We start from the raw sequence: 23,264 nt of genomic DNA, 5'->3' as shown, positions 1-23,264 counted from the left end.
CGGATGCCATCGAAGGCCGGCATTGCAATGGGTCGTCGAGTTCAGGCTCTGTCGCCCGGCAGACCGATCGAACTGCCCAAGGGGGTTGGGAGAAATCGATGTCGAGGTGCGCCAACTATCGAGGCAGATTCAATCTATATTGGCCCCAATAAAACTCCGATCATCGTCGTTCCGGAAAGCCACGACGAGACGGATCACCGTCCGATGCATCGGGCCCAGCGAACCACCGGGAATGCCGGCACGGCTGGCGGTGGAGGTCGTCACTAAACTGCTGCCGCCATCTCGGCCATGCAAAAAACAAACCCGAAATTAGAAAATTAGGGTTTTCACTCATGATCTGGGTCGGTTGAATTGTCAAATTGGTGCATTAGAATGCTCACTCTAAATTTGAAACGCCTGCTGAATTGGGCGGCAGGCAGTTAAACCTTTCGATCCGAAACGAACGCACTGATTTTTGTACATTCGTTTGCATCAGTAAAAACAGGAGCATAAGCAATGACCGTGTTCGCACCTGAAGAGCTCATGGCTTATCACAAGTCTGGTGTCGCGGCATGGTTTGCCGTTGCAAATCCGGCGTTCCAGGGATTCGAGGCCGTGGTCGAACTCAACACCCAGGCCGCCCGAGCGGTGCTTATTGAGTGCGAGGACAACCTCAAGGGCGCGCTCGGCAGCGCCAATCCGGTGGAATTTTTTACTCAGCAACTGCATGCGTCGCAGCAAGCGGTCGGCAAGGCTGCCTCGTACGCTCGCCACCTGGTCGAGATTGCGGCGAACATGCAGGCCGACTGGACGAAGGTCACGCACGCCGAGTACGAGCACTTCGACGCGAAATCGAAGGAGTGGCTGCGTCAATTCACGAAACATGTGCCGGCCGGCTCGGAAGGCGCGGTCGCCGCGATGAACTCGGCATGGTCGACCGCCAACGGTGCGGCCGAAATGATGCGCGCTGGCGCCGCGCAGGTAATTGAGGCCGCGCAACGCGGCGTCCAAGCCGCTGCTGCTGCTTCAGCCCAGATTGGCCAGCCGGCGAGCCCTCACGCACACAACGCACCCAAGTAAGCGGCATGATCCGGCGCCGTGCTATGGCACGACGAAGGGACAACGTTTGCGGGCTGGACGTGTGACGCACGCCGCCCAGGATGAACCCTCGGTGGCGCGGGCGATCGGTCCGGCACATTACGCGTACGGGCATACAGTCCGTGCGCGCTCGCATTGCCATCGTGCGGGGTGACATCGGCGCGACGCACGATGCGCGCAACGGGTGGCCGGATTGGATGGCCGCGACTGACCCACTGCATGCCACGCACATGTCGATGGCAAATCAGGAAAGTGACTTTGACGCAGGAACTGAACATGACGGACGTAGTGATCGTATCGGCCGCGCGAACCGCGGTCGGCAAATTCGGCGGAACGCTGGCAAAGATCGCAGCACCGGAACTGGGCGCGACGGTGATCCGCGCGGTGCTGGAGCGCAGCGGCCTGAAGCCGGAGCAGGTGAGCGAAGTGATCCTGGGCCAGGTGCTGGCGGCGGGCTCGGGCCAGAACCCGGCGCGCCAGTCGCTGATCAAGGCCGGGCTGCCGAGCGCGGTGCCGGGGATGACGATCAACAAGGTGTGCGGCTCGGGCCTGAAGGCCGTGATGCTGGCGGCGAACGCGGTGATCGCGGGCGATGCGGACATCGTGATCGCGGGCGGCCAGGAGAACATGAGCGCGGCGCCGCACGTGCTGCCGGGCTCGCGCGACGGCTTCCGGATGGGCGACGCGAAGCTGGTCGACACGATGATCGTCGACGGCCTGTGGGACGTGTACAACCAGTACCACATGGGCATCACGGCGGAGAACGTCGCGAAGGAATACGGGATCACGCGCGAAGAGCAGGACGCATTCGCGGCGTTGTCGCAGAACAAGGCGGAAGCCGCGCAGAAGGCCGGCCGCTTCGACGACGAGATCGTGCCGGTGTCGATCCCGCAACGCAAGGGCGAGCCGCTGCAGTTCACGACGGACGAGTTCGTGCGCCACGGCGTGACGGCCGAATCGCTGGCGGGGCTGAAGCCGGCGTTCGCGAAGGACGGCACGGTGACGGCGGCGAACGCGTCGGGGATCAACGACGGCGCGGCGGCGGTGCTGGTGATGTCGGCGAAGAAGGCCGAGGCGCTGGGGCTGACGCCGCTCGCACGGATCAAGGCATACGCGAATGCGGGCGTGGATCCGAGCGTGATGGGGATGGGCCCGGTGCCGGCATCGCGCCGGTGCCTGGAGCGCGCGGGCTGGACGCCGGGCGACCTGGACCTGATGGAGATCAACGAGGCATTCGCGGCGCAGGCGCTGGCGGTGCACAAGCAGATGGGCTGGGACACGTCGAAGGTGAACGTGAACGGCGGGGCGATTGCGATCGGCCATCCGATCGGCGCGTCGGGCTGCCGGATCCTGGTGACGCTGCTGCACGAGATGGTCAAGCGCGATGCGAAGCGCGGCCTCGCGTCGCTGTGCATCGGCGGCGGGATGGGCGTCGCGCTCGCGCTCGAACGCGACTAGTCGCGTCATAAGCATGTCGCGGTGCGTCCATCGCGTGATCAAGCGCGCATGGACGGGCCGCACATCATTCGCGCCATAAGTTACTCACAATAATCCGCGCGATTCTGGCGATGCCTGCGTCGTTTCCGGCCTGGCCGGAGTCGATCGGGCATCGTGGCGGTGCGCACGACAGCCGGTGCCTGGTTATCGTGCCGCATCATTGATGCATCACATCTACTCTCGGCAATAAATAGGATGACTAAGAAAACAGCAGTCGTGACCGGTGGCATGGGCGGCCTCGGAGAAGCAATCAGCATCAAGTTGCACGACGCGGGCTACGAGGTGGTGGTCACCCATTCCCCGAACAATGCCGGCGTTGACGACTGGCTGGCGAATATGAGCGCTGCGGGACGCCAGTTCCGCGCTTACGCCGTTGACGTCGCGGACTATGACTCCTGCCAGCATTGCGTAGCGAAAATCCAGGACGAGGTCGGGCCGATCGATATTCTGGTGAACAACGCCGGCATTACGCGCGACATGACGCTGCGTAAGCTCGACAAGGTCAACTGGGACGCGGTGATTCGCACCAATCTGGATTCCGTCTTCAATATGACGAAGCCGCTGTGCGACGGCATGGTCGAACGTGGATGGGGCCGGGTCATCAACATTTCGTCGGTCAACGGCTCGAAGGGCTCGGTCGGGCAGACCAACTATTCGGCGGCCAAGGCAGGCATGCATGGCTTCACCAAAGCGCTGGCGTTGGAAGTGGCGCGCAAGGGCGTAACGGTCAACACCATTTCGCCCGGCTATCTCGCGACGAAGATGGTGACGGCGATTCCGCAGGACATCCTCGACACGAAGATCCTGCCTCAGATTCCGGCCGGTCGGCTTGGCAAGCCCGAGGAAGTGGCCGCTCTGGTCGCCTATTTGTGCTCTGACGAAGCGGGCTTCGTGACTGGCTCGAATATCGCCATCAACGGTGGCCAGCACATGCAGTGACGCTTTGCCGCCCGAACCTCCCGCGCGAAGTTCGGGCGGCATGCGCGCCATCTACTGTTGATTGCGGTGCGCGCGCATTTGACTGGCAGGCTGTCGCTGTGCGTGGTAACGCTGTGCCTGGCCTCGCGACACCGCAACTTGAAATTCTTGGGGTAAAGATGAGCGAGACATGGATTGGACTGGCAATCGGGGGCGCGGCCCTCGCCATCGCGCTGCCGATGGCGATCGCTCACTATTGTCGTGAATGGCACCGGGCACGCGTGCTGCGCAATCACAATCGCCATGACTGTTGGTACACGCCTTACCGGCGCAAGGCTGGGCGTTGCCGTGCGCGATAAGAAAATGGTCTCGGCGGATGAGGGCCGCGGAGCATGAAGTCGGCGCGCTCCGCATTGCCGGTCGGCTCGACACGCTGATTGGGCCGGTCGCACGCGGGGCGACGAAACCCGCCGCACATCGATCGGCACGTCAGCAAAAACAAACTTGGAGACGAAAGAGCATGGTAATCCACGCACAAGAGGCGGCAATCGAACGCCAGCGCCTCAACGTTCGCGCGAATCTACACAGCATGAGGATCGCTGCTGTTTGGCAGGTATTGATGCCAGTCGCGCAGGACATCGAAAACGTCACGATCGCCACCAGTCAGCAGCATGGATGCGCGGATATCACGGTCTCGTTTTCGCATGCGGCCCGTGAGAGGCTGCAGGCGCTGGCCGACCATATCGGAAAAATGTCGTGGGTGACCGACGCCGCACTGTGTTGAACGCAATTCGTCGAATCACCGGCGCATCGACGTGAGGTTGGACGGTCCCCCCACGCATTGATGTCCGGGACCTGCGCGTCGAGCGCAGCCAGGCGGCTTCCCATTTTCAGTCCTTCTTCGCCGCGATGATCGGGCGCGCTCCACACGCGTAAGCCGGGCACTGGGCGACGATGAAGTGACGATGGTTATTGGGGTATTCGTTCGAATCGTGCGAAATGTGGCGGTGACCGCTCGCAGAGGCGCGTACTGCAGGCCTTTGCGGCCTCGCTGCTTTCATATTTGCAAGTCGTTGAATTACAAGAGATTTTTTGTCAAAGCCGCCTATAAATGCACGAAAGGTACGACTCCCTCTTTGGGGATGCACGCCTCGTGACGGGTCGCTGGCCAGCGTGCCACCGCCAATCGTGTTCTGCCAAGCGCAGACATGGAAAGTCTGGTGCAGTAAGGTCTGGCGTCGAGCCGAACTGTCAGCGAGCTTACGTTGGGCCACGATATTCGTCAGGTACGTGGTAATTCACCACGAGTGAGGTACTATCCGTCCGGCCCAATTTTGGCCTTTGTCCCTCGCAACGTAATCAGCGCCATGTCCCCTCGATCAAGCACGCCCGATCTCAAAGAGCGAGCCACCATCGTCTGCCGTCAAGGGCAGAAAGTTTTGCTCGTGGCGCGTACCGCGTCGCGTTGGGCGTTGCCGGGTGGCACCATTAAGTCTGACGAATTACCCCTCGTTGCCGCCTGTCGCGAACTCAGGGAGGAAACGGGTTTAATCGGACTGGAATTGACCTATGTTTTCCAGTTCGGGGGATTGACGAAGCTGCACCATGTGTTTGTGGCCGACGTCCCGGTCCACGCCAAACCGCAACCGGGCATGGAGATCACGCGGTGTCGATGGTTCGGACATTTCGAAGTGACTTCGCTCCCGACCAGCGTACCGACCCTGCGGATCGTCGAGCTTCTGTACAACCGTTCACGCGTGAGCGCAGACGATGTATCTCCGGGCTGATAACTTCACCATCGGATATCTGGATTGGATGAGCCGACTGCAACGTCAGTCCAAACATGGCGAGGCACCGATGAACAGCACGTACGATTATCACGGTTACACGATTGAGGTGCGATGCGAAGCCGATACCGGCCTGGCTGACGCCGGCACCGCGACCACGAGCAACAGTCGGGGATACGTTGCCGTTGTACAGGTGCGGATGGCCAACACGTCTTCGCTACTCTTTTCGCCCGTTCGACTGGCAGGCGATCGCGGGAAGCCGTTTGCCGAAAGTCTGGACGCATTGCGTGCGGGGCGCGCAGCAGGACAGATCATCGTTGATGACCTGCTGCTGAGCGTCTCGATGTGCGACCTGCCATCGCGGAACTAGCCAAGTAGTGCCGGCTCCGGTCAGTGTCGCTTTTTGGCCTCCCCTTGATTTCAGTGCGGTTTACCGGTGTTGGCCCGTCTAGATGCGACAAGGGCTTGCGAATCGCCCCTTAAATAATCTCCAGTGAATTCAATGGCTTCCTGATTACCCTTCTTCCGCGCCTTTCACGAGGGTCAGTCGTTCTCAGGCCGTCGACATCGAGTCGAGCGACGGGTTAAAGACGCCGACGCGCAGGGAAATGGAAAATGGCACGGCATAATGGATCAACGAGTCTGATCGCGGGTGCGCTGGCTGCCTGGGGGGCGTCGGCGTGAAGCGCTCAAGCAGGCGCGCCGATGTCACAGCCATCTGACCAGACGCAATACAGGCACCGCTGAGACTGAGCAACGCTTGCGGCATTGACATTGAAATCGTCAATGCCGTCTGACCTGACTCCATCGCTGACCGGCACGACACCTTCTTGACAAAAACTTCACATCCGGTTGCGTAGTATTCGTGCCGGAAGAGGAAGTGCCATTGGACGAACGGCATGCGACGACCACACGCCCGGACGGCCCCATTGGGTCCGAGGTGACCGAGCGCAAGCAACGCGGCGACGTCTACCGTGCCACGCAGCTGCTGCGGACAAATGGCTGCTGACGGATTCTTCATCTCACTACGAATCGTTCTATGGAAACAATCGAGGCATTTAACCAGGCGCTCTTCCTGATGATCAACGGCACGCCGATGACGCCACCCTGGCTAGTCAGCGCGGCGCTTGTCCTCGCGGACTACATGGTCTGGCTGATTCCGCTGCTGATGATCGCCATGTGGCTCTCAGGTAGCAATCGACAACGTGAACTGGCAATCCGCGCGTGCCTTCTCGCGCTGCTGGCGCTCGGCGGCAACCAACTGATCGGTCTTGTCTGGTCACATCCGCGACCGTTTGCGATCGGCCTTGGACATGCGTTTCTTCCGCATGCGCCCGATTCGTCTTTTCCGAGCGATCACGCCACTGTGTTCGCCAGCATTGCGCTGACGCTGCTCATCGGGCGGATGCGATGGCTGGGAGGCATGACGCTTGTCGTGGGGATCGCGGTTGCATGGGCGCGGGTATTTCTTGGCGTGCACTTTCCGCTCGACATGATTGGTGCAGTGGCCGTCACATGCATTGCGTATGCAGTCATGGCGCCGTTCTGGAGAATGAGTGGCCCGACCGTGACGCGTCTCGCAATCATGCTCTACCGTACGCTGCTCGCGTGGCCAATCAACCGTGGCTGGCTGCGAGCGTAAACGCAGGATCTCGCTGTAGAAATCCAGCGTTTGTTCGTGATCCGGTGCGTCGGGAGGACGACGACGCACCCGGAGCCCGGAGCGAGGCATCAGCGACGAGAGGCGGCCGCACATATCGGCAGGGGGAGCCCGATGCCGGTTACACCCTGACACGTTCTCGACCTTTCGGGCTCGATGGACGCGTGCTAGACTCCGCAACCATGTCGTACTGGCGCAAACTCTTCATCGTCGTATTGCTGGCACTGAGCCTTCCGGTTCAGTCGTTCGCTGCTATCTCGATGAAATGCATTGCTGCCCGCGCTGAAGCAGGTGAACCGGCAGTTCAGCACGCAGAGCAATCGATGCCGGAGCACCACCATGAAGCACATGGATTGGCGCTTGCCGACGGCGAGCATCTGCATCATCACCACGGTAATACCCACCACGCGCATTCGTGTTCGACATGCGCGTCATGCTGTTTCGGAGCCGGTCTACCCGTCGTTCCGGTCGTAGCCCATTCTTCTGATGTAACCCGCGTTACTGTTCCGTTCCCGCCTTCCGCCGGTGCCCCGTCGTTCTTGACCGACGGCATCGAGCGACCTCCACGCAGCCTTCTCGTCTAGTCATCTATCGCGGTTAGTACGCCGCGACGCGTTCCATTCTGGCGGTTTCGCAGGACACCGCCAGTCGACTCACGACGAGAAAACGTATGCGACTGATTTTTGCAGCGCTGTTCGGCGCGGCGGCTACTTTGCCGTCGCTCGTACACGCGACGACAACCACTCCTGACCCCACTGACGCAGCGGCCTCGGTGCCGGCCATCACTGTGCCGTCCGCCTTCGACGGATACCACCCGTATCGGGACAGCGATGGACCAACATGGCAACAACTCAATCAAGCCGTGATGGATAAACCCGCGAAGGGCGGTATGAAGCACGACGCCATGCCAAAGAAGCCCACCGACAGCAGCGATACGCACCACTCGATGCACGGGGAAGCTGCCAAATGACAAAGCGATTCATTTCCGCGCGGATAGGCACCGGGCTTGCCGTGATGGCATTCCTCGCCGGCTGTACGACTTTTTCGAAGGATGGCGGATTCAACACGGTCTCGTCCACGGCATCGGAGCGGCTCGGGAAGGAAGCCGTCATCGTCAAGACCGACGCTGACCGGGAATCGGTTGCCAAACGCACGCAAGACCTGCTGGCAAAGCCGCTGACGATGGACGATGCGGTACAGGTCGCGTTGCTAAACAATCGCGGTCTCCAGGCTTCCTACGCGGAGCTTGGGCTGTCGGAAGCAGACCTGGTGCAGGCCGGCCGGCTCCCGAATCCCGGCTTCACGTTCAGCCGGACGCGTGCCGGCAATGGCGACCTGAGCATAGGACGAACGTTCTCGGCCAATGTTCTCAGCATTCTGACGCTGCCGTTCGCCGCGCACATCGAAGGCCGTCGGTTCGAGCAGACGAAACTCGAAACCGCCGACGCGATGCTGAAGGTGGCCGCCGATGCGCGTCGCGCCTATGTCAACGCAGTCGCCGCCGAACAGGTGGCAAAGTACGCGGAGCAGGTGAAGAATTCGGCCGAAGCCGGTGCCGAGCTCGCTTTGCGTATGCGTCAGGCGGGCAATTTCAGCAAGCTCGACTACGCGCGCGAGCAGGCTTTCTATGCCGACTCGATTGCGCAACAGGCCAAGGCGCGTCAACAGGCCGTGGCTGCACGCGAAAAGCTTACGCGCACGATGGGCGTGTGGGGCACGGGAACCCAATATCAGCTTCCGGAGCGCTTGCCCGACTTGCCAAAGGAGCGTCCGGACCTCAAGGACCTGGAAAGCTACGCGATGCAGAACCGCCTCGATATTCAGGCGGCAAAGCTACGGAACCAAGGCGTGGCTTCGTCGTTGGGACTGAGCAAGGCCACGCGCTTCATCAATGCACTCGACGTTGGCTATCTGAACAACTACGAGACCGACAAGGGGCAAGAGCACGGCTACGAAATCAGCGTGGAAATTCCCCTCTTTGACTTCGGCAGCGCCAAGGTTGCCCGCGCGGAGGCCATCTACATGCAGTCGGCAAACCGGCTTGCGCAGACGGCCGTCGATGCACGTTCGGAGGTTCGCGAGTCGTACTCCGCCTATGTGACCAGCTATGACGTCGCCAAGCACTATCGCGACGAGGTCGTTCCGCTACGCAAAACCATCTCGGACGAGCTGCTGCTTCGATACAACGGCATGCTGGCCAGCGTGTTCGAGCTGCTTGCCGATTCGCGCGAGCAGGTCGGTGCAGTCAACAGCTACATCGATGCGCTGAAGGACTACTGGCTGGCAGAAACGGACCTCCAGCAAGCGCTCGGCGGGCGTCTGCCTCGAGCGGATGAGGCTCAAGGAGCGAAGGGGGAACACGCGGCCAACGCGGCTCAGCCCGCCGCGCAATCTCCTTCGGCTCCTGCGGCGCAATCGGCGCCGGCAACAAATATGGAAGGTAAATGACATGGTGTCCCGTCGACAATTTCTGAGCGGCTCGGGGGCCGCCCTTCTGGGTGCTGCAATGGTCAGCAAGGCTGGCGCTGCAACGCTGCCTGAAGCGCCCACGATGGCGAAAGCCACCACGCAGCCGCCTCTCGTGCCGCCCAACGGACGCCCGTACACGCCGGTCGCGACGCTCAATGGCTGGACGCTGCCGTGGCGGATGAAGAATGGCTGGAAGGAGTTCCATCTGACCGCTGAACCGGTCGTGCGCGAAATGGCGTCCGGCATGAAAGCAAATCTCTGGGGCTACAACGGTCAGTCTCCCGGTCCGACTATCGAAGCAGTCGAAGGGGACAAGGTCCGAATCTTCGTCACGAACAAGCTGCCCGAGCACACGACCGTTCACTGGCACGGCATGTTGTTGCCCAATGGAATGGACGGTGTGGGTGGTCTGACGCAACCGCATATCCCGCCCGGCAAGACGTTCGTCTACGAGTTCCAGCTCGAGAAGCACGGCACGTTCATGTACCACCCGCACGCCGACGAGATGACGCAGATGGCGATGGGGATGATGGGCATGTTCATTGTCCATCCGAAAGACCGCAGTGTGATGCCGGTTGACCGCGACTTCGTGTTCCTGCTGGCCGCGTACGACATCGACCCCGGTAGCTACACGCCGCGCGTCAATGAAATGACGGACTTCAACATGTGGACGTTCAACTCGCGCGTATTCCCCGGCATCGACCCATTGCCGGTTCGCGCGGGCGACCGCGTACGCATTCGGTTCGGCAATCTGACCATGACGAACCACCCGATTCACCTGCACGGCTACAGCTTCGAAGTGGCAGGCACCGATGGTGGATGGATTCCGCCGTCGGCACGTTGGCCCGAAGTGACGGCTGACGTCGCGGTCGGTCAGATGCGCGCCATCGAGTTCACGGCCGACAGGCCGGGCGATTGGGCATTCCATTGCCACAAATCTCACCACACGATGAATGCGATGGGGCACCAGGTCCCCAACCTGATTGGCGTGCCGCAGAAGGACCTGGCGAAACGCATCAACAAGCTGGTGCCCGACTATATGGCGATGGGGAGTACCGGCGGCGCGATGGGCGAGATGGAGATGCCGCTGCCCGACAACACGCTGCCGATGATGACTGGCATCGGGCCGTTCGGTCCGTTGGAAATGGGCGGCATGTTCACGGTCGTCAAGGTTCGACAAGGCCTTGGCCGCAATGACTACCGCGACCCGGGCTGGTTCAAGCACCCCAAGGGAACCGTGGCTTACGAATACACCGGCGAGTTGCCGGATAGCTGAATTACACAACAAGGTCGGCGCTAACCGACCATTGAATTCATCCCTTCAACTCTGGAGAAAGCACGATGAAAAAGGCATTTGTTTCGATTGCGATGGGTTGCGCGCTGGCGTTTTCCGCTGCGTCGTATGCGGCAGGCGACACGGCAAATACGGATGCGAATGCCACTGCGAAGCAAAGTGGTGACGCGAAGAACAGCATGTCGCATGGCGAAATCAAGAAGGTCGATACCGCCAACGGCAAGCTGACCATCAAGCACGGTCCGCTCGAGAACCTCGGCATGGAAGCGATGACGATGGTGTTCAAGGTCCAGGACCCGGCCATGCTGTCGCAGGTCAAGGTCGGCGACAAGATTGATTTCGTGGCCGATGACGCGAACGGCGCACTTACCGTGATGAAGCTGCAGAAGCAGTAACGGTGTCCGGCGGGGAGCGCTTGCGACGTGTCCCCGCGTTGACTCTACGAGACGAGAAAAACATGAAAGCCCTGACTCTCAAGCATTTGGCCGGATTGGCTTCGGCGGCTGTCGTTGCGTTGGCGCCGGTTGCGGCACTGGCACACGGGATACTGAAAAGTGCGACGCCTGCCGCCGGCAGCACGGCCGACGTTACGCCCGAAGCCGTGCGGCTGACCTTCAATGAAGGCCTCGAGCCGATGTTCAGCTCGGTGAAAATCTCCGACGCGAATGGCGCAGCCGTCACGCAGGAAAAGGCGAAGGTGGATGCCTCCAGTCCCAACGTCATGACGGTCGCGCTGCCGAAGCTGGCATCCGGCGCCTACACGGTGCAGTGGGCCGTGATGACCGCCGATTCGCACAAAACCAAGGGCACGTATACCTTCAAGGTGAAGTGATGAACGAAGGGTTCCTCGGCATCCTCCGACTGGTCTCGGTGGCTATCCAGAACGTTGGCTTCGCCGTCATCGTCGGTGCGTTGCTCAGCAGCCAATGGCTTGCACGCGGTGCATCAGCATGGCAAGTCCGTGTCGGACGGCGTCTGGCCATGACGCTACGTGTCGCAGCCATTGTTTCGTTGCTCGCAAGCATGCTGTCTTTTTGGGCGCACTGCGCGTTGATGGGCGATTCGACGTTGCTCGAGGCTGGACCGGCCGTTTGGTCGATGCTGGTTGGAACCGCGTTTGGGCATGCGTGGTTGGTCGCGGCCGCATTCATGCTCGGCATCGTGATTCTGTCGTTCCTGCGCTCAGGTCACGAGGCCCGTTTCCCGTTTGCGATGTGGGTCGCTCTCGCTGGCGTGGCGCTGGCGCGTAGTAACGGCGGGCATCCGGTGGACTCGGGGCTCTTCAGCATGCCAGTGTGGGTCGACTGGTTACATCTGCTGGCCATCAGCGCATGGGTCGGGCTCGTACTCGTGACGACTTACGTCGTCATGCCGCGCCTGCTGGATGCTCCGAGTTGTGAACGGCTCAGCAGCGCATCGTTCGTGCAATCGCTGTCGGACGTAGCAACGTACGCGCTCATTGTCCTGTTCGCCACGGGTGCGTATAACGGATGGCGAGGCGTCAACGCGCCGGTCAATCTTCTTGTGTCGACGTATGGCCAGGTGCTGCTGCTCAAGCTGGCGCTTGTGCTGATTGCGGCAGTGCTGGGCGGACACAACCGTTTCTTCGAGATGCCGAAACTCATGTCGGCACTCAAGAGCCCATCAGCAGCCGAGCCCACTGGCCTTCTTCGCCGCTTTGGCCTGGTCCTTCACGTCGAGTCCATCGTGCTCGCCGGTGTTCTGATGGTGGCCGCCGTACTGGTTTCTAGCCCGTTGCCTGGTACGACATAATCCAGGCTATATTCACGTACGTCCACGCGGGTGGTTCGCCCATGAAGATACGGTTTTCCTGGGTGACCACCTCTTGTAAGCCCGGCTCAGTAGCCGGGCTATTTTTTCGTGGCGGGTCTACCGGGTTCCATCACACGCAGCATCGGTTGGCCGCCAATATCTTTCAGAGGGAAGTACGACCGGTGTGTGGCCGGGTCGAATGCGACGATATGCGCATACGGCCCGAGGCGACCCTCGCCAATCTTGATGACATTCGAGCCTCGGACGCTGAACATCGAACTGATGCCGGCTTCGCCTGCAACATAGAGGGTGCCCACCGACGAATCGAACGCAAGCACATAGGGGTCGCTGCCGATATCGAACGATTGGACGACGCGCTGTGCGGGGTCCGCAAGGCATTCCATCAGGGCGGTCTTGCCGGAGCCGTTTGGGCCGATGATCCGATCACCGCCATCACGCCCGACGACGGGTTCGAAACGGAGAACGGCCCGTCGAGCGGACCGTTCTCGGTGTTCCGGCGCGCCTCCCGCCAAGCTCAGCGCCCGGTTTCAGCAACGCGCGGACGTCAGCCCTTCACCGCGCGCTTCGCGGCGGCGGGCGCGTCGTCATCGTCATTGCGCCGCCGCGTTGCCTGCTGCGCGTCGCCCGGCCGCACCGGATACGCCTTCGCGCCCATCAGCCCCTTCCACAGCAGCTTGTTGTACGCGACCGCATCGAGCCGGTCCTCCACCGAGAAGTCCATCCCGCGCGTGACCGCGGCCCAGTAACGCATCCCGTGCGTCGGCTTCAGCGCGGCCGTCTTGATGTCGCCCGCCGGAATCGGCAGTTGCGTGTTCGCGAGCAGCCCCGACGCGACCGCCTTGTACGTCCATTTCGGCTGGCTCAGGTCGAACACGTCGGTCATCGGCCCTTGCGTCGCGTCAAACAGCCCGAGGTGATCGAGGTTCAGCACCTCCGTGATCGTGCGAATCATGTTGACCGTCGTGTAATGCGTGCTGACCACCGCGTTCTGCTTCACGTACGGCCCGATTACGAACGCCGTGCTGCGATGCGCGTCGACGTGGTCCGGCCCGTCCTGCGCATCGTCCTCGACGACGAAGATCAGCGTGTCCGCCGCATACGGACTGTTCGCGACTGCCTGCGCGACGCGCCCCACCGCATAGTCGTTGTCCGCAAGCTGCAACTCCGGCGTGTTGACGCCGTCGATCGCGGCCTTGTACGAACCGGTGTGGTCGTGCGGCAGGCGCAGCAGCGTCAGCGACGGCAACTGGCCGCTGGCGACGAAGCCGTTGAACTCGCGCTCCCATTCCAGCTCCCGGTACAGATCGGGGTACGCGTTGTCGTAGCCGCGGAAGAACGGATCGGTGCGATCGACCAGCGCCGGGCTGGTCGCATAGGCTTGCAGCGCGTTGTCGGCAAACGGCGCGCGATCGCGGGGAATCGCGTTGCTGCCGCTGTAGCGCGCGAGATCGATGAAGAAGCCGTAATTCCGGACCGTGAGACCTGCGCGCAGCGCGGCGTTCCAGATATAGCCCTGCTGGATCGCGTCCGACGGGCCGTCCGGCGCGGACACGTCGCCGTTACCGGGCAACAGGTCCGGGTCGGCCGGCAGCGCGGGATTGGCCGCCTGGCGCTGCGCGCCGGTCAAGCCGACGTTGACGTTGCGGTTCGTGCCTTCCCAGTCGTACGAGCCGCCGCGCGAACCGGTGGGCAGCGGGCTGCTCGAGTAATTGACGGGCAGCATCTTCGCGCCCGCGTCGGATTCGCGCGCGCCGGTCGTCCAAGGCCAGCCGTTGCCGCTCACGTCGCCGGAATCGTGGAAGTTGTCGAGCGTGACGAACGTCTTCGCGAGCGCGTGCATGTTCGGCGTCGTCGCGTTCGGGAACTCGGCAAGCGACGGATTGCTGTTGCCCCGGCCCAGATCGCCGAGGATCTGGTCGTACGTGCGGTTCTCCTTGACGATATAGATCACGTGCCTGATCTTCTGTCGCAACGCGGTCATCGTCGCAACGTCAGCCGCGGAGAGCGCCGCATTGAAACTGTTGTTGTCCGCGACCTGCTTCGTCAGCAGATCGAGTGTCGCGCTGTCCGGCGCGGGCATCCACGTGAAGCCGCCCTTGCTCAACTGCTCGATGTACTGGTTCTGCACCTGCGCGACCGGCGAGTTCTTCACGGGACAGGGCGACGTGCCATAACCGAGGCAGTTGCCGGAGTTCGGCCCCGGCATGTTCTTCGTGTGGACGACGTAGAGCGCGTTGTTCGCGCCGACTGCGACGTCGGACGGATACCAGCCGGTCGGGATCAGTCCGGTCACTTTCGGTGAATCGCCGGACAGCGACACGACCGAGACGTCGTTGGTGCCGCGATTGGTCACGTACAGCGTGGTTTCGTCCGGCGACAGCGCGAGCCCGTTCGGCGACGCGCCGCGATACTGCATTTCGGTGACGAGCCCTGCGGGCGCGATCGTCGACACGCTCGACACCACCTTGTTCGACGTCGTGTCGATCACCGACACGACGTCAGCGTTGTCGGACGCGACATAGAGACGCGTCTGCGCACGGTTCAGCACCATCTTGTTCGGATTGCCCTTGACCGCGATACGCCCGACGACCTGCGGCGCATTGGTCGAGATGTCGACCACGACGACCTCGCGATCGCGTTCGCTCGACACGTAGGCGGTCTTGTTGCCGACGATGCGCACCGCGTTCGGATATTCGCCGCCCGGCGTGCCGGACGCGCCGCCGCTCTTGCCGGGCCGCATGTCGAGCTCGGCGATGACCGCGCCCGCCGCGAGATCGACGAGCGTGACGGAGTCGTGATAGCGGTTCGCGACGATGGCACGCTTGCCGTCCGCCGTCACGTCGACGCCGGTCGCGAGCGGCTTGCTTCCGATCCCGTTGCCGCCCTTGTGATTCAGCGCGATCGGCGCGCCCGCTTCGCCCCATGCGCCCTGCGACAGCGCGAACACGTGCAGGTTGTCGTCGCCGCCGCCCGTCACGTAGAAATGCTGGCCGTCCGGCGCGAAAGCAATGCCGACATAGGTATCGGGCACCGGCAGCACCTGCTTCTTCACCGGCGTGCCGCCCGACACGTCGAACACGAATACGTACTGGTTCGAATCGGCATTGATCAGGTGGCCGCCCGCATCGACCACGTTGTTGTAGCCGCTCGTCAACACGAGCAACGTCTTGCGGTCCGGGCTGAGCGCCTCCGACACCGGCTGGCCGGCCACGAAGGCTGGCAGGCCCTGCAGCCCGGGATTCAGCGCGACGAGCGTCGCGCCCGGCGCGGCTGCCGGCGTGACGCGCTGCCCGGTCGACAGCAGCGTCGACGTCGTATCGCCGAGCGTCGCCGTCGTGTTCACGGAATCGCTGTTGCACGCGGTCAATGTCGCGGCAACCGCAGCGGCAAGAACGAGAATCTTGTACACGGATGCTCCTGTTCGTCGGATAAAAACGTTTTCACGGGCCCGCGGTAACGGGCCGTAATTGTTCGTAACGAGCGGCAGGATAATGACCGCGAATGAACCGCCGGTGACAGCAAGCTTGCCAAATGCGCCGCAGTTTCTTTCTTCGCGCTTTCCGTCGGCGCCGGCCGCGGCTGGCGATCACGGGTAAGGCAAGCGACGCGGCAAACATTGGGGTCCCGTTGATTTCGATGCAGTTTGCCGGTGTAGACCGATCTAGCTGCGACAAGGCGTAGTGCTCCGCCCCCAAAACAATAATCAATCAAATCAGTCACTTCCTGACTGGTCCTTCCATCGTTCCTCAACACCTCTCGGCCGAGCCCCGGCCGCCGTCGGCACGCGCTGGCCGGCGTCTTGGGGCCCGTTTGGACGCGATAAGAAAACTTATCGTGGATAGATGCTCAGATGCCATCATAAATATGGTTTTCTAACGTTATAATTGTGTGGAATAATTTGGCCACCTTGACCGAATTTGCGCACCATGCCCCGTCCTGCCGCCGTTTCCGCCGAACAGATTCGCTCCGCCGTGCTCGCGATGCTCGCCGAGGCCGGCGATGCCGCGCCGGCGACCGGCGCGCGCTTTCGCCAGATCGTGTCGGTCCGCAAGCTCCGCGCGCGACTGGGCGTCGGCGACCCCGCGACGCTCGCGCGCGCCCTGAACACCATTGAGGCGGAAGTCGTGCGCGCAGGGCTCGCCGAGATCGCGATTCCTGACATTCCGCCCGACATTGCCGACCTGATGCGCACGCTCTGGCAGGCCGCCGTCGCCGTACAGATTGACGACGTGGCGCGCCTCAAGCAGGCGGCCGATGACAGCGTCGGCGCCGCCGAGGCGGCCCGCACCGATGCCGAACTGCGCGTCGAACTGCTGCGTCAGGAGGTCCAGGACCTGCGCACCGCACTGACGGCCCGCGACGCGGAGCTAGCCGACCTGCGTGCACAGCACGGTGTGCTACAGGACCGGTGCGCGTCCCTCGACGCGCAGGCTCACGAGCGTCAGGCTGCCCTCAACGCGCTGGCAGCCGACCAGGCCGACCGTGACCGCGCGCACACTGCGGCGCTTGAGGCGGCGCAGCACCGCTATGAAGCGCTGTCGAAGCAGCTGCTGCAGGAAACTGCACATCAACGCGAGGCCCTGAAGAAAGAACACGCGCAGGCGGCGTCGCAACTGAAATTTGCCGAGCGCCGGATCGCCGCGCTGGAGGGCGAGCGCGACCGCCTCGAAAGCGAGCTGGCGCGCGAACGCGAGGCACGTCAGCATGCCGCTGGCGAAGCCCTCGCCCTGAAGGCGGTCAACGCACAGCAGCATGCCCAGCTCAGCGACCTGTTGCGTGACATCGCGCCCAAGCCGACGCGGACCGCTACGCACGCGGGTCTCGCGACGGCGAAGCGCACGACAGGTGGCACGACCGCGAAACGCAAGGGAAAATGACGCGGACGGCCGCCTGCCTCCGTTTGCTGATCAGCCACGCCGATGAACATTGCCGACTGGATTGACACCGGCGCGACGCCGCCGCAACGCCTGCCTGACGGCATCGATGCCGCCATTGCCTACGTGACTGACGTACTCGGCCACGTCGTCTACGTGCGCTGGACGTTGGCGGTCGTCAAGCGGCACTATCCGTCGCTCGCCGACGCGAAGGCAGCCAAACCGACCGTGATGCGTCTGCTACTGGATCAGACGGCGGCGGTTGAATACTGGGATCGCGGGCGCGCGCGGGTCGTGCCGATCGACGACGCGCCCGAGCCTGACGTGGTGTTGGCACGTGTGCTGCGTGCACACGTGCGACGCTTCCAATATGGCCAGGCCCCTCTGCCTGCTGCAACGGACGGTGAGAGGAAACAGGAGTCGGTGCCGATGGTCGCCGGCATACCATTGGCGCTACGACAATGGTTCGCTCGCGCGGGCCGCTTTGCCAATCTCGCGAGCGCGACCAATACACTCGGCGTCGGTGACGACGCCCAAGCGGTCGGCATGTTTCTGCGCGATCGGGGCAGCCGGTCGCCGCATACCACGCGCGCGTATCTGACCGAGATCCGTCGCCTCGCAGTGTGGTGCATCGCCCATGAACGGGGACCGCTGTCGGATCTGACGCGCCACGATCTACTCGAGTACAAGCGGATGTTGCGCCGTCCTTCGCGTGAGGCAACTGACGATCCGCGACTCAAAGGCACGCTTTCCGAGGCGGCGCAGGCCCGCGCGCTTGCGGTGATCGCGAGCCTGTTCCGGTACTGGACCGAAACCGGTTATCTGACGGCGAACCCGGCTGCCGGCCTGGTGCGCGGACAGCCGCGGCACGCCGGTTTCGCGCCGACCCGCATGCTGACGCCCGCGCAACTGGCCGCCTGCGACGCGCAAGTCGATCGCGTCGACAGCGATGTTGAGCCGCTGGTGGCCGCACGGCGCCGAGCGATCTGGAGCCTGTACCGCTACGCCGGCGTGCGGCTCGTCGAGCTGGTGTGGTCCGACGAACGGCACCTGCCCGCACTCGACGTCGACGCCAAGGGAAACTGGACGTTGCACGTGTGCGGCAAAGGAGAGAAACACCGTGCGATTCCGTTGCCGGTGGCCTGTGTGTCGGTCCTGCAGGTCTATCGGCGATTGCGTGGCCTCCCCACTCAGCCTGAACCGGGCGAGCGCATTGCGCTGGTTCACGGCCTAAAGGGGGGATCGCTGCAAGGCTCGGGGCTGTACGACGAGGTCAAGGCAATTTTCGAGTCGGCGGCTGCGCTGCTCGCCCAGACCGATCCGGCAAGTGCCGCCACCCTGCGGCGGGCGTCGCCGCACTGGCTGCGCCATGCCTATGCGCGTACGTTAGTAGTCGACCGGCAAGTGCCGCTGCCCGCCGCACAGGCGCTGCTCGGCCACGCCTCGATTCAGACCACGGCCGGCTATGCGAAGACCGACCTGTCACAGTTGCGCGGATTCGTCGATCGCGCGTTCGCTGTCGATTAGCGATCGGCCACCGGCAACGGCGGAATTGGTGAGTTCAGCCTATCGAGGGCAAACCGGTTCAGTTTTTCGAGTGCGGTCAGGTAGCGATGCGTCGGTACGGTCACAAGTTGTTCGTCGTGGAGCACGAGAATGTGCTCGATCGCGGCCTTGTCCCGGTCGAGCATGATCCAGGTCTCACCGCGCTCGGTGCGGGCGATGCATCGCTCCAGCGCCGCTTCGGCATGCTGGAACGGAAGGTCGTCACCACGTTCGGCCGTATCGTTACGCAGATAGAACGCCGTGTAGACAGCCTTCAGCAGGCAAATCATCGAATCGGCATTGCCATGTCCTGCCGCCGTGGTGGCCAGCGCGAGATGATGTTCGAGCGACAAGGCGCGGGTCCGGGCAAGCGGGAGTGGCAGCAGCATGTCCTTGCTCAAAGGGCGGTGGCCCGGACGTCGGGAAGATTTTTGACTCATGGCAGTCCATCGAAAAACAGGCAGCCGGGCATTATCAGCCGGAGCCACGATTGCGTCATCCGCGTGCCTCGCTCGAGCGCGCGATCGGCACGCTGAGCGTGACACTCGGCATCAGGCGATGCGCGTAGTCTGCTACCGGAAAATCGAACGTGCCGCGCAGATTGATGCCTTCCAGATACGTCGGCGCGATGCGCCGCAGATACTCGGGGAGCACCGGCGCTTGGCCGATTGTCTCGATGCGCTCAACCGCTCGTTGCATGTGCCTCGTGTTCCACGCCAGGACGGCATTGGTGAGCAGGCTCAGCGCTGACGACACGGCCATGATTGTGTGGCGATGACGCGTGAGTTCGGCCGGGATCTTCCCCTGATGGATTGCGCGCTGGACGGTATGCAGCGCTTCGCCGCGATTCAACACGTGCTGCAACTCAGCCCGGAACGCCGGCATCGTGAAATAGTCGATCAGGAAAATCGTCCGAAACAGACGTCCCAGCGCGACGCCGCCGTCGTACAGCGGCTGACCGCGTGCGGCAGAACCGAAGCGCACCAGCGCTTGCACGGCCGTACAGTGCCCGCTTTGCACCGAAGCCGCAATGCGCACGAAGTCGTCCCAGACGGCCTCGATCGCATCGAGTCTGACGTCACGGTCGACGACAGCGGTTAGCTCATCAGGAACGGCATGGCCGACCGGAACATGCAGCCGCCGGTCACGCAGGTGCGCGAGTCGCGGACAAAGATCGAATCCGAGTGCGCGGGCCAGCCCCATTGCGAAATCGGTAAACCCGTGGGTATCGACTGCGAGCTGGGCCACGTCGTCGGTGCCCTCCTGACGGATGATGCCCTCGATCGCCGCGCCGGCCTGCCGCTCGTTGAGCACGATCGGCTGGTCGTAGAAGATGCCCCAGCGGTCGCGCACGTGGGTATACACGCCGATCGACGCCGTGCGCCGGCGTGGATCGGCGCGCGCTTGCCAGACGGTGCGGGTGGTTTCGAGCGACATCATGTCGGACGACGCGAGGTCGGCGCGTCCCCAGTGCGCGGCAATCGGATGGCGGTGCATGAAGCCGAGCACCGCATCGGCCGCCTCGCGCAGCACACGCTCGTCAGCGACGCGCTGCATCATCTGCCGGATCGCGCCCGCCGACAACTCCGGCACCATGCGCGCGACCTCGGCGGCCGCCATCGACGTGCCGTGCGCGAGCACAGCGGCATAGACCATCAGCAGCTCGCTGCGCGAGCGGGGTTCGCGACCGAGCAGCAACCAGCTGAATCGCGTTTCGCTGTCGATCTCCAGGATGATGCGCGGTAGTTGGCCGTCGGGGTGGACATCGAAGATCGCACGGCGCAGCGCCTCCACGGCGGGCTCGGCCCGCTCGGCCGACACAGGATCGAGATGGATCGCGGTGTCGACGCGAACCTCGCCACGCGACACCGCTTCGTCCAACCGTTCGAACCCCTCGTTCAGATGGTCGCAGACGGGCCCGAGGAACTCCTTCGGGTCCTGCGACAGCTTGAGGTGACCGTAGTAGTGGTTCCGCTGAGCCTTCCAGATTTCGTCGGGAATCAGTAGCGTCGCCTGACTGCGGAAGGCAAAGCTATGGTCGACGAAGACCGAACCATTGCGCAGCGCGACCCGCAAGGCCGACAAGGTGGCCCACTCGAACGCGAGCAGCGCCCGGATGCGGTCCGCATCCGCTACGATCCGCTGCCAAGCACGCCCGATCTGGACGGGTACATCAATTGGCAACTCGCGTTCGCCGCAGACGTAGACCGTCCGGAGCACCTCCAGCGCGTCGATGACCGGGTGCGGCGTCTGCGACGCGAACGGTAACGCCAACAGTTGCGCGAGCATCGCGCGCGCGACGCGCTGCTTGGTCAGGAGCTGGGTTCGTACTAGGCTCGCCCGACTCGGGCCGCTTTGCGCGAGCGTCGCATCGGCCAGTTGCACGAGACGCTCGACTAGGGTGTCGTGCGCCAGACTGGTGTCAGTCGCTAGCGCCTTCACTTCCGTCGCGAAATAGTGCAGTTGCGACTTCAGGTCCGGCCGTGTCGCGTCGACCTTGCTGCGCGCCTCGTTGACCACCTTGCGTAGCCAGCGACCGAGCATCCACAGAAGCTGATCGGTTGCGACGCAGATCGCGTAACGCATGAAGCACGCGCCCTCGAGTCGACGCACGGGTTGCCGGATGCGCTTACTCATCGAAGGCGGGCGATTGGCGCACCGTCGGGCGTAGTGCCGAACCACCGCCTCGTTGCATTCTTCCGGCCAGTGGCGATGAATACCGAGCTTGGTCAGGCGTTCGATCTTGCGAAACAGCGCCCCCATCTGGTTCGTGGAGTTCCGTAACGGCACGGACCAGAGCCACTGCTGCAGGCTAGCGCCGCCCGCCTCGGGTCGGGGCAACAGCACGCCCCACTGATCGAGCGTCGCAGCGCCGAACGACGCCTCTAGGCAGTGCGTCAGTGCGGCCTCGACGTCCTGTACCGCCTGGACGATGAGCTGTCGCAGCGCGCGGTCGTGGACGATCAGGATCCGGTGCTCGTAAAGCCACTGCTTGAGGTCGTACAGTGCCGTGCTGCGATCCTGCCGTCCCGATAGCCGTTCCTTGAGCCAGCGGACGATGTAGCGCCGCTGATGCTCGGCCATTGGACGGAACCCCAGCGCCTCGTAAGCGAGCTTCTGATGATCGGTGAGCGTGTCGGTGCGGTCGTCATATAGGGCTCGCAATGTGCCGAGGTCGGGCGGGTCGATGCCGAGTTGCTCGCCCAGATGCTGCCAAAGGTGTTTGGGAACCTGTTTGTACGCGTCGAGTGTGCGGCCGGTCATCCGCACGAAACCCAGGTGCAACGCGACCGCCAGGCGATAAAGATGGGAGCGCCGTCCGTCGATCAGCGCGCGCTCGCGGGCGGAGAACGTGAAGAACGTATTCAGTTCGAACTCGGTCAGTTCCTGCGGGAAGTGCCGCAAGCCGAGGTAAGCGAGCCGCCAGTGGTCCATCGTGCGCATCCCCGAGCGAAAGACGGACTGTGCAGCGTAGCGAGAAATGATCTTACGAACAATCGCGAACCGATCATGACGTTCTGGCGACGTGTCACATGACGACCATGGGCAACGCCGCGGCTGTCGTTCATATCGACGGCGCTGAAGTCGGATGCAGCTGTTCGCAGATCGCGATCGATTCGGCCCCGCTTTTTCCTTTGGGGAAGCACGCCTCGTGTCTGGTCGCTTGCCAGCGTGCCGACTCCAGTCGTGTTCCGCCAAGCGCAGCATGGAAAGCCTGGTGCGGCAGGGTCTGGCGTCGAGCCTAACTGTCAGCGAGCTTACGTTGCGCTACGATATTCGTCAGGTACGTGGTAATTCACCACGAGTGAGGTACTATCCGTCCGGCCCGAATTTGGCCATTGTCCCTCGCAACGTAACCAGAGCCATGTCCCCTCGATCAAGCACGCCCGATCTCAAAGAGCGAGCCACCATCGTCTGCCGTCAAGGGCAGAAAGTTTTGCTCGTGGCGCGTACCGCGTCGCGTTGGGCATTGCCGGGTGGCACCGTTAAGTCTGACGAATTGCCCCTTGATGCAGCCTGTCGTGAACTCAAGGAAGAAACGGGTTTAATCGGGCTGGAATTGACCTATGTTTTTCAGTTCGGGGGATTGACGAAGCTGCACCATGTGTTTTTGGCCGACGTCCCGATGCACGCCAAACCGCAACCGGGCATGGAGATCACGCGATGTCGATGGTTCGGACATTTCGAGGTGAATTCGCTTCCGACCAGTGTGCCCACCCTGCAGATCGTCGAGCTTCTGTATAACCGTTCACGCGTGACCGCAGAAGATGTGTCTCCGGGCCGATAACGTAACCATCGGATACCTGGATTGGATGAGCCGACTGCAACGTCAATCCGAACATGTCGAG

22 protein-coding genes and 1 pseudogene are annotated in these 23,264 nt (G+C 62.7%); 17 read left to right on the top strand and 6 right to left on the bottom strand.

Features of this window, described 5'->3' with window-relative positions; genetic code table 11:
* Positions 1–495 precede the first annotated feature (495 nt).
* The 7 genes from phaP (at position 496) to G3N94_RS04105 (ending at position 5,649) form a co-directional block, all read left to right on the top strand.
* Positions 496–1,059, top strand: coding sequence for a TIGR01841 family phasin (gene phaP, locus G3N94_RS04130; protein ID WP_205790821.1), 564 nt, complete (start codon positions 496–498; stop codon positions 1,057–1,059).
* Positions 1,060–1,353: 294 nt separating this feature from the next.
* A complete protein-coding gene (locus G3N94_RS04125; RefSeq protein ID WP_205790820.1) occupies positions 1,354–2,535 on the top strand; it encodes an acetyl-CoA C-acetyltransferase in 1,182 nt (393 codons plus the stop codon).
* 234 nt (positions 2,536–2,769) lie between these two features.
* Positions 2,770–3,513 carry an acetoacetyl-CoA reductase gene (gene phbB / locus G3N94_RS04120; RefSeq protein ID WP_205790819.1) on the top strand — a complete coding sequence of 248 codons (744 nt, stop codon included), beginning with the start codon at positions 2,770–2,772 and terminating at the stop codon, positions 3,511–3,513.
* Between the two features lie 158 nt (positions 3,514–3,671).
* Entirely contained in the window at positions 3,672–3,851 is a 180-nt protein-coding gene (locus G3N94_RS43140) for a hypothetical protein (RefSeq protein WP_346778642.1), read from the top strand.
* A gap of 161 nt (positions 3,852–4,012) precedes the next feature.
* On the top strand, positions 4,013–4,276 hold the full coding sequence (locus tag G3N94_RS04115; RefSeq protein WP_205790818.1) for a hypothetical protein: 264 nt from the start codon (positions 4,013–4,015) through the stop codon (positions 4,274–4,276).
* Positions 4,277–4,859: 583 nt separating this feature from the next.
* Positions 4,860–5,279 (top strand): NUDIX hydrolase, encoded by a 420-nt coding sequence (locus G3N94_RS04110; protein WP_205790817.1) that lies wholly within the window; start codon positions 4,860–4,862, stop codon positions 5,277–5,279.
* A gap of 70 nt (positions 5,280–5,349) precedes the next feature.
* The gene (locus G3N94_RS04105) at positions 5,350–5,649 is read left to right on the top strand and encodes a hydrogenase maturation factor (RefSeq protein ID WP_205790870.1); all 300 of its coding nucleotides are present in this window, start codon (positions 5,350–5,352) and stop codon (positions 5,647–5,649) included.
* Positions 5,650–5,832: 183 nt separating this feature from the next.
* On the opposite strand, the gene G3N94_RS04100 is transcribed toward G3N94_RS04105, so the two are convergent.
* Positions 5,833–6,300, bottom strand: a complete 468-nt coding sequence (locus tag G3N94_RS04100) for a hypothetical protein (RefSeq protein WP_205790816.1) — start codon at positions 6,298–6,300, stop codon at positions 5,833–5,835.
* An 18-nt stretch (positions 6,301–6,318) separates the two neighbouring features.
* Here G3N94_RS04100 and G3N94_RS04095 point away from each other — a divergent pair, with 18 nt between their 5' ends.
* Positions 6,319–6,921: a phosphatase PAP2 family protein gene (locus G3N94_RS04095; RefSeq protein ID WP_205790815.1), complete on the top strand. Its 603-nt coding sequence runs from the start codon at positions 6,319–6,321 to the stop codon at positions 6,919–6,921.
* Between the two features lie 185 nt (positions 6,922–7,106).
* On the opposite strand, the gene G3N94_RS43135 is transcribed toward G3N94_RS04095, so the two are convergent.
* The gene (locus G3N94_RS43135; protein WP_205790814.1) at positions 7,107–7,343 is read right to left on the bottom strand and encodes a hypothetical protein; all 237 of its coding nucleotides are present in this window, start codon (positions 7,341–7,343) and stop codon (positions 7,107–7,109) included.
* 266 nt (positions 7,344–7,609) lie between these two features.
* On the opposite strand from G3N94_RS43135, the gene G3N94_RS04085 reads away from it, so the two are divergent.
* From G3N94_RS04085 to G3N94_RS04060, 6 genes are all read left to right on the top strand, one after another.
* Positions 7,610–7,909, top strand: a complete 300-nt coding sequence (locus G3N94_RS04085; RefSeq protein WP_205790813.1) for a hypothetical protein — start codon at positions 7,610–7,612, stop codon at positions 7,907–7,909.
* Entirely contained in the window at positions 7,906–9,387 is a 1,482-nt protein-coding gene (locus G3N94_RS04080) for a TolC family protein (protein ID WP_205790812.1), read from the top strand. The genes G3N94_RS04085 and G3N94_RS04080 overlap by 4 nt, the downstream gene beginning before the upstream one ends.
* A 1-nt stretch (position 9,388) precedes the next feature.
* Complete coding sequence (locus G3N94_RS04075) at positions 9,389–10,684, top strand: copper oxidase (protein WP_205790811.1); 1,296 nt, start codon at positions 9,389–9,391, stop codon at positions 10,682–10,684.
* Between the two features lie 65 nt (positions 10,685–10,749).
* Entirely contained in the window at positions 10,750–11,097 is a 348-nt protein-coding gene (locus G3N94_RS04070; RefSeq protein WP_205790810.1) for a copper-binding protein, read from the top strand.
* 62 nt (positions 11,098–11,159) lie between these two features.
* Positions 11,160–11,534 carry a copper homeostasis periplasmic binding protein CopC gene (copC, locus tag G3N94_RS04065; protein ID WP_205790809.1) on the top strand — a complete coding sequence of 125 codons (375 nt, stop codon included), beginning with the start codon at positions 11,160–11,162 and terminating at the stop codon, positions 11,532–11,534.
* On the top strand, positions 11,534–12,475 hold the full coding sequence (locus tag G3N94_RS04060; RefSeq protein ID WP_205790808.1) for a CopD family protein: 942 nt from the start codon (positions 11,534–11,536) through the stop codon (positions 12,473–12,475). Before copC ends, G3N94_RS04060 begins: the two co-directional genes overlap by 1 nt.
* A 98-nt stretch (positions 12,476–12,573) precedes the next feature.
* Here the strand turns inward: G3N94_RS04060 and G3N94_RS04055 are convergent.
* Both G3N94_RS04055 and G3N94_RS04050 read right to left on the bottom strand, forming a co-directional pair.
* Positions 12,574–12,858: pseudogene (locus G3N94_RS04055) on the bottom strand (hypothetical protein); the annotation flags it as partial.
* Positions 12,859–13,040: 182 nt separating this feature from the next.
* Positions 13,041–15,905, bottom strand: coding sequence for a phosphoesterase (locus tag G3N94_RS04050; protein WP_205790807.1), 2,865 nt, complete (start codon positions 15,903–15,905; stop codon positions 13,041–13,043).
* Positions 15,906–16,422: 517 nt separating this feature from the next.
* On the opposite strand from G3N94_RS04050, the gene G3N94_RS04045 reads away from it, so the two are divergent.
* Together G3N94_RS04045 and G3N94_RS04040 are read left to right on the top strand one after the other, a co-directional pair.
* The gene (locus tag G3N94_RS04045) at positions 16,423–17,373 is read left to right on the top strand and encodes a DNA-binding protein (protein ID WP_205790806.1); all 951 of its coding nucleotides are present in this window, start codon (positions 16,423–16,425) and stop codon (positions 17,371–17,373) included.
* 42 nt (positions 17,374–17,415) lie between these two features.
* Entirely contained in the window at positions 17,416–18,897 is a 1,482-nt protein-coding gene (locus G3N94_RS04040; protein ID WP_205790805.1) for a tyrosine-type recombinase/integrase, read from the top strand.
* On the opposite strand, the gene G3N94_RS04035 is transcribed toward G3N94_RS04040, so the two are convergent.
* Positions 18,894–19,304 (bottom strand): hypothetical protein, encoded by a 411-nt coding sequence (locus G3N94_RS04035; RefSeq protein ID WP_241021565.1) that lies wholly within the window; start codon positions 19,302–19,304, stop codon positions 18,894–18,896. The two genes, G3N94_RS04040 and G3N94_RS04035, sit on opposite strands and share 4 nt — an antisense overlap.
* Positions 19,305–19,410: 106 nt before the next feature.
* Positions 19,411–22,350 carry a Tn3 family transposase gene (locus G3N94_RS04030; protein WP_205790803.1) on the bottom strand — a complete coding sequence of 980 codons (2,940 nt, stop codon included), beginning with the start codon at positions 22,348–22,350 and terminating at the stop codon, positions 19,411–19,413.
* A 430-nt stretch (positions 22,351–22,780) separates the two neighbouring features.
* Between G3N94_RS04030 and G3N94_RS04025 the strand changes: the two genes are divergently transcribed.
* Positions 22,781–23,203, top strand: a complete 423-nt coding sequence (locus G3N94_RS04025) for an NUDIX hydrolase (protein WP_205790869.1) — start codon at positions 22,781–22,783, stop codon at positions 23,201–23,203.
* Positions 23,204–23,264 lie beyond the last annotated feature (61 nt).

Source organism: Burkholderia sp. Ac-20353, assembly GCF_017104785.1.
Taxonomy (GTDB): domain Bacteria; phylum Pseudomonadota; class Gammaproteobacteria; order Burkholderiales; family Burkholderiaceae; genus Burkholderia.
This window is presented reverse-complemented; position numbering and strand designations above follow the sequence as displayed.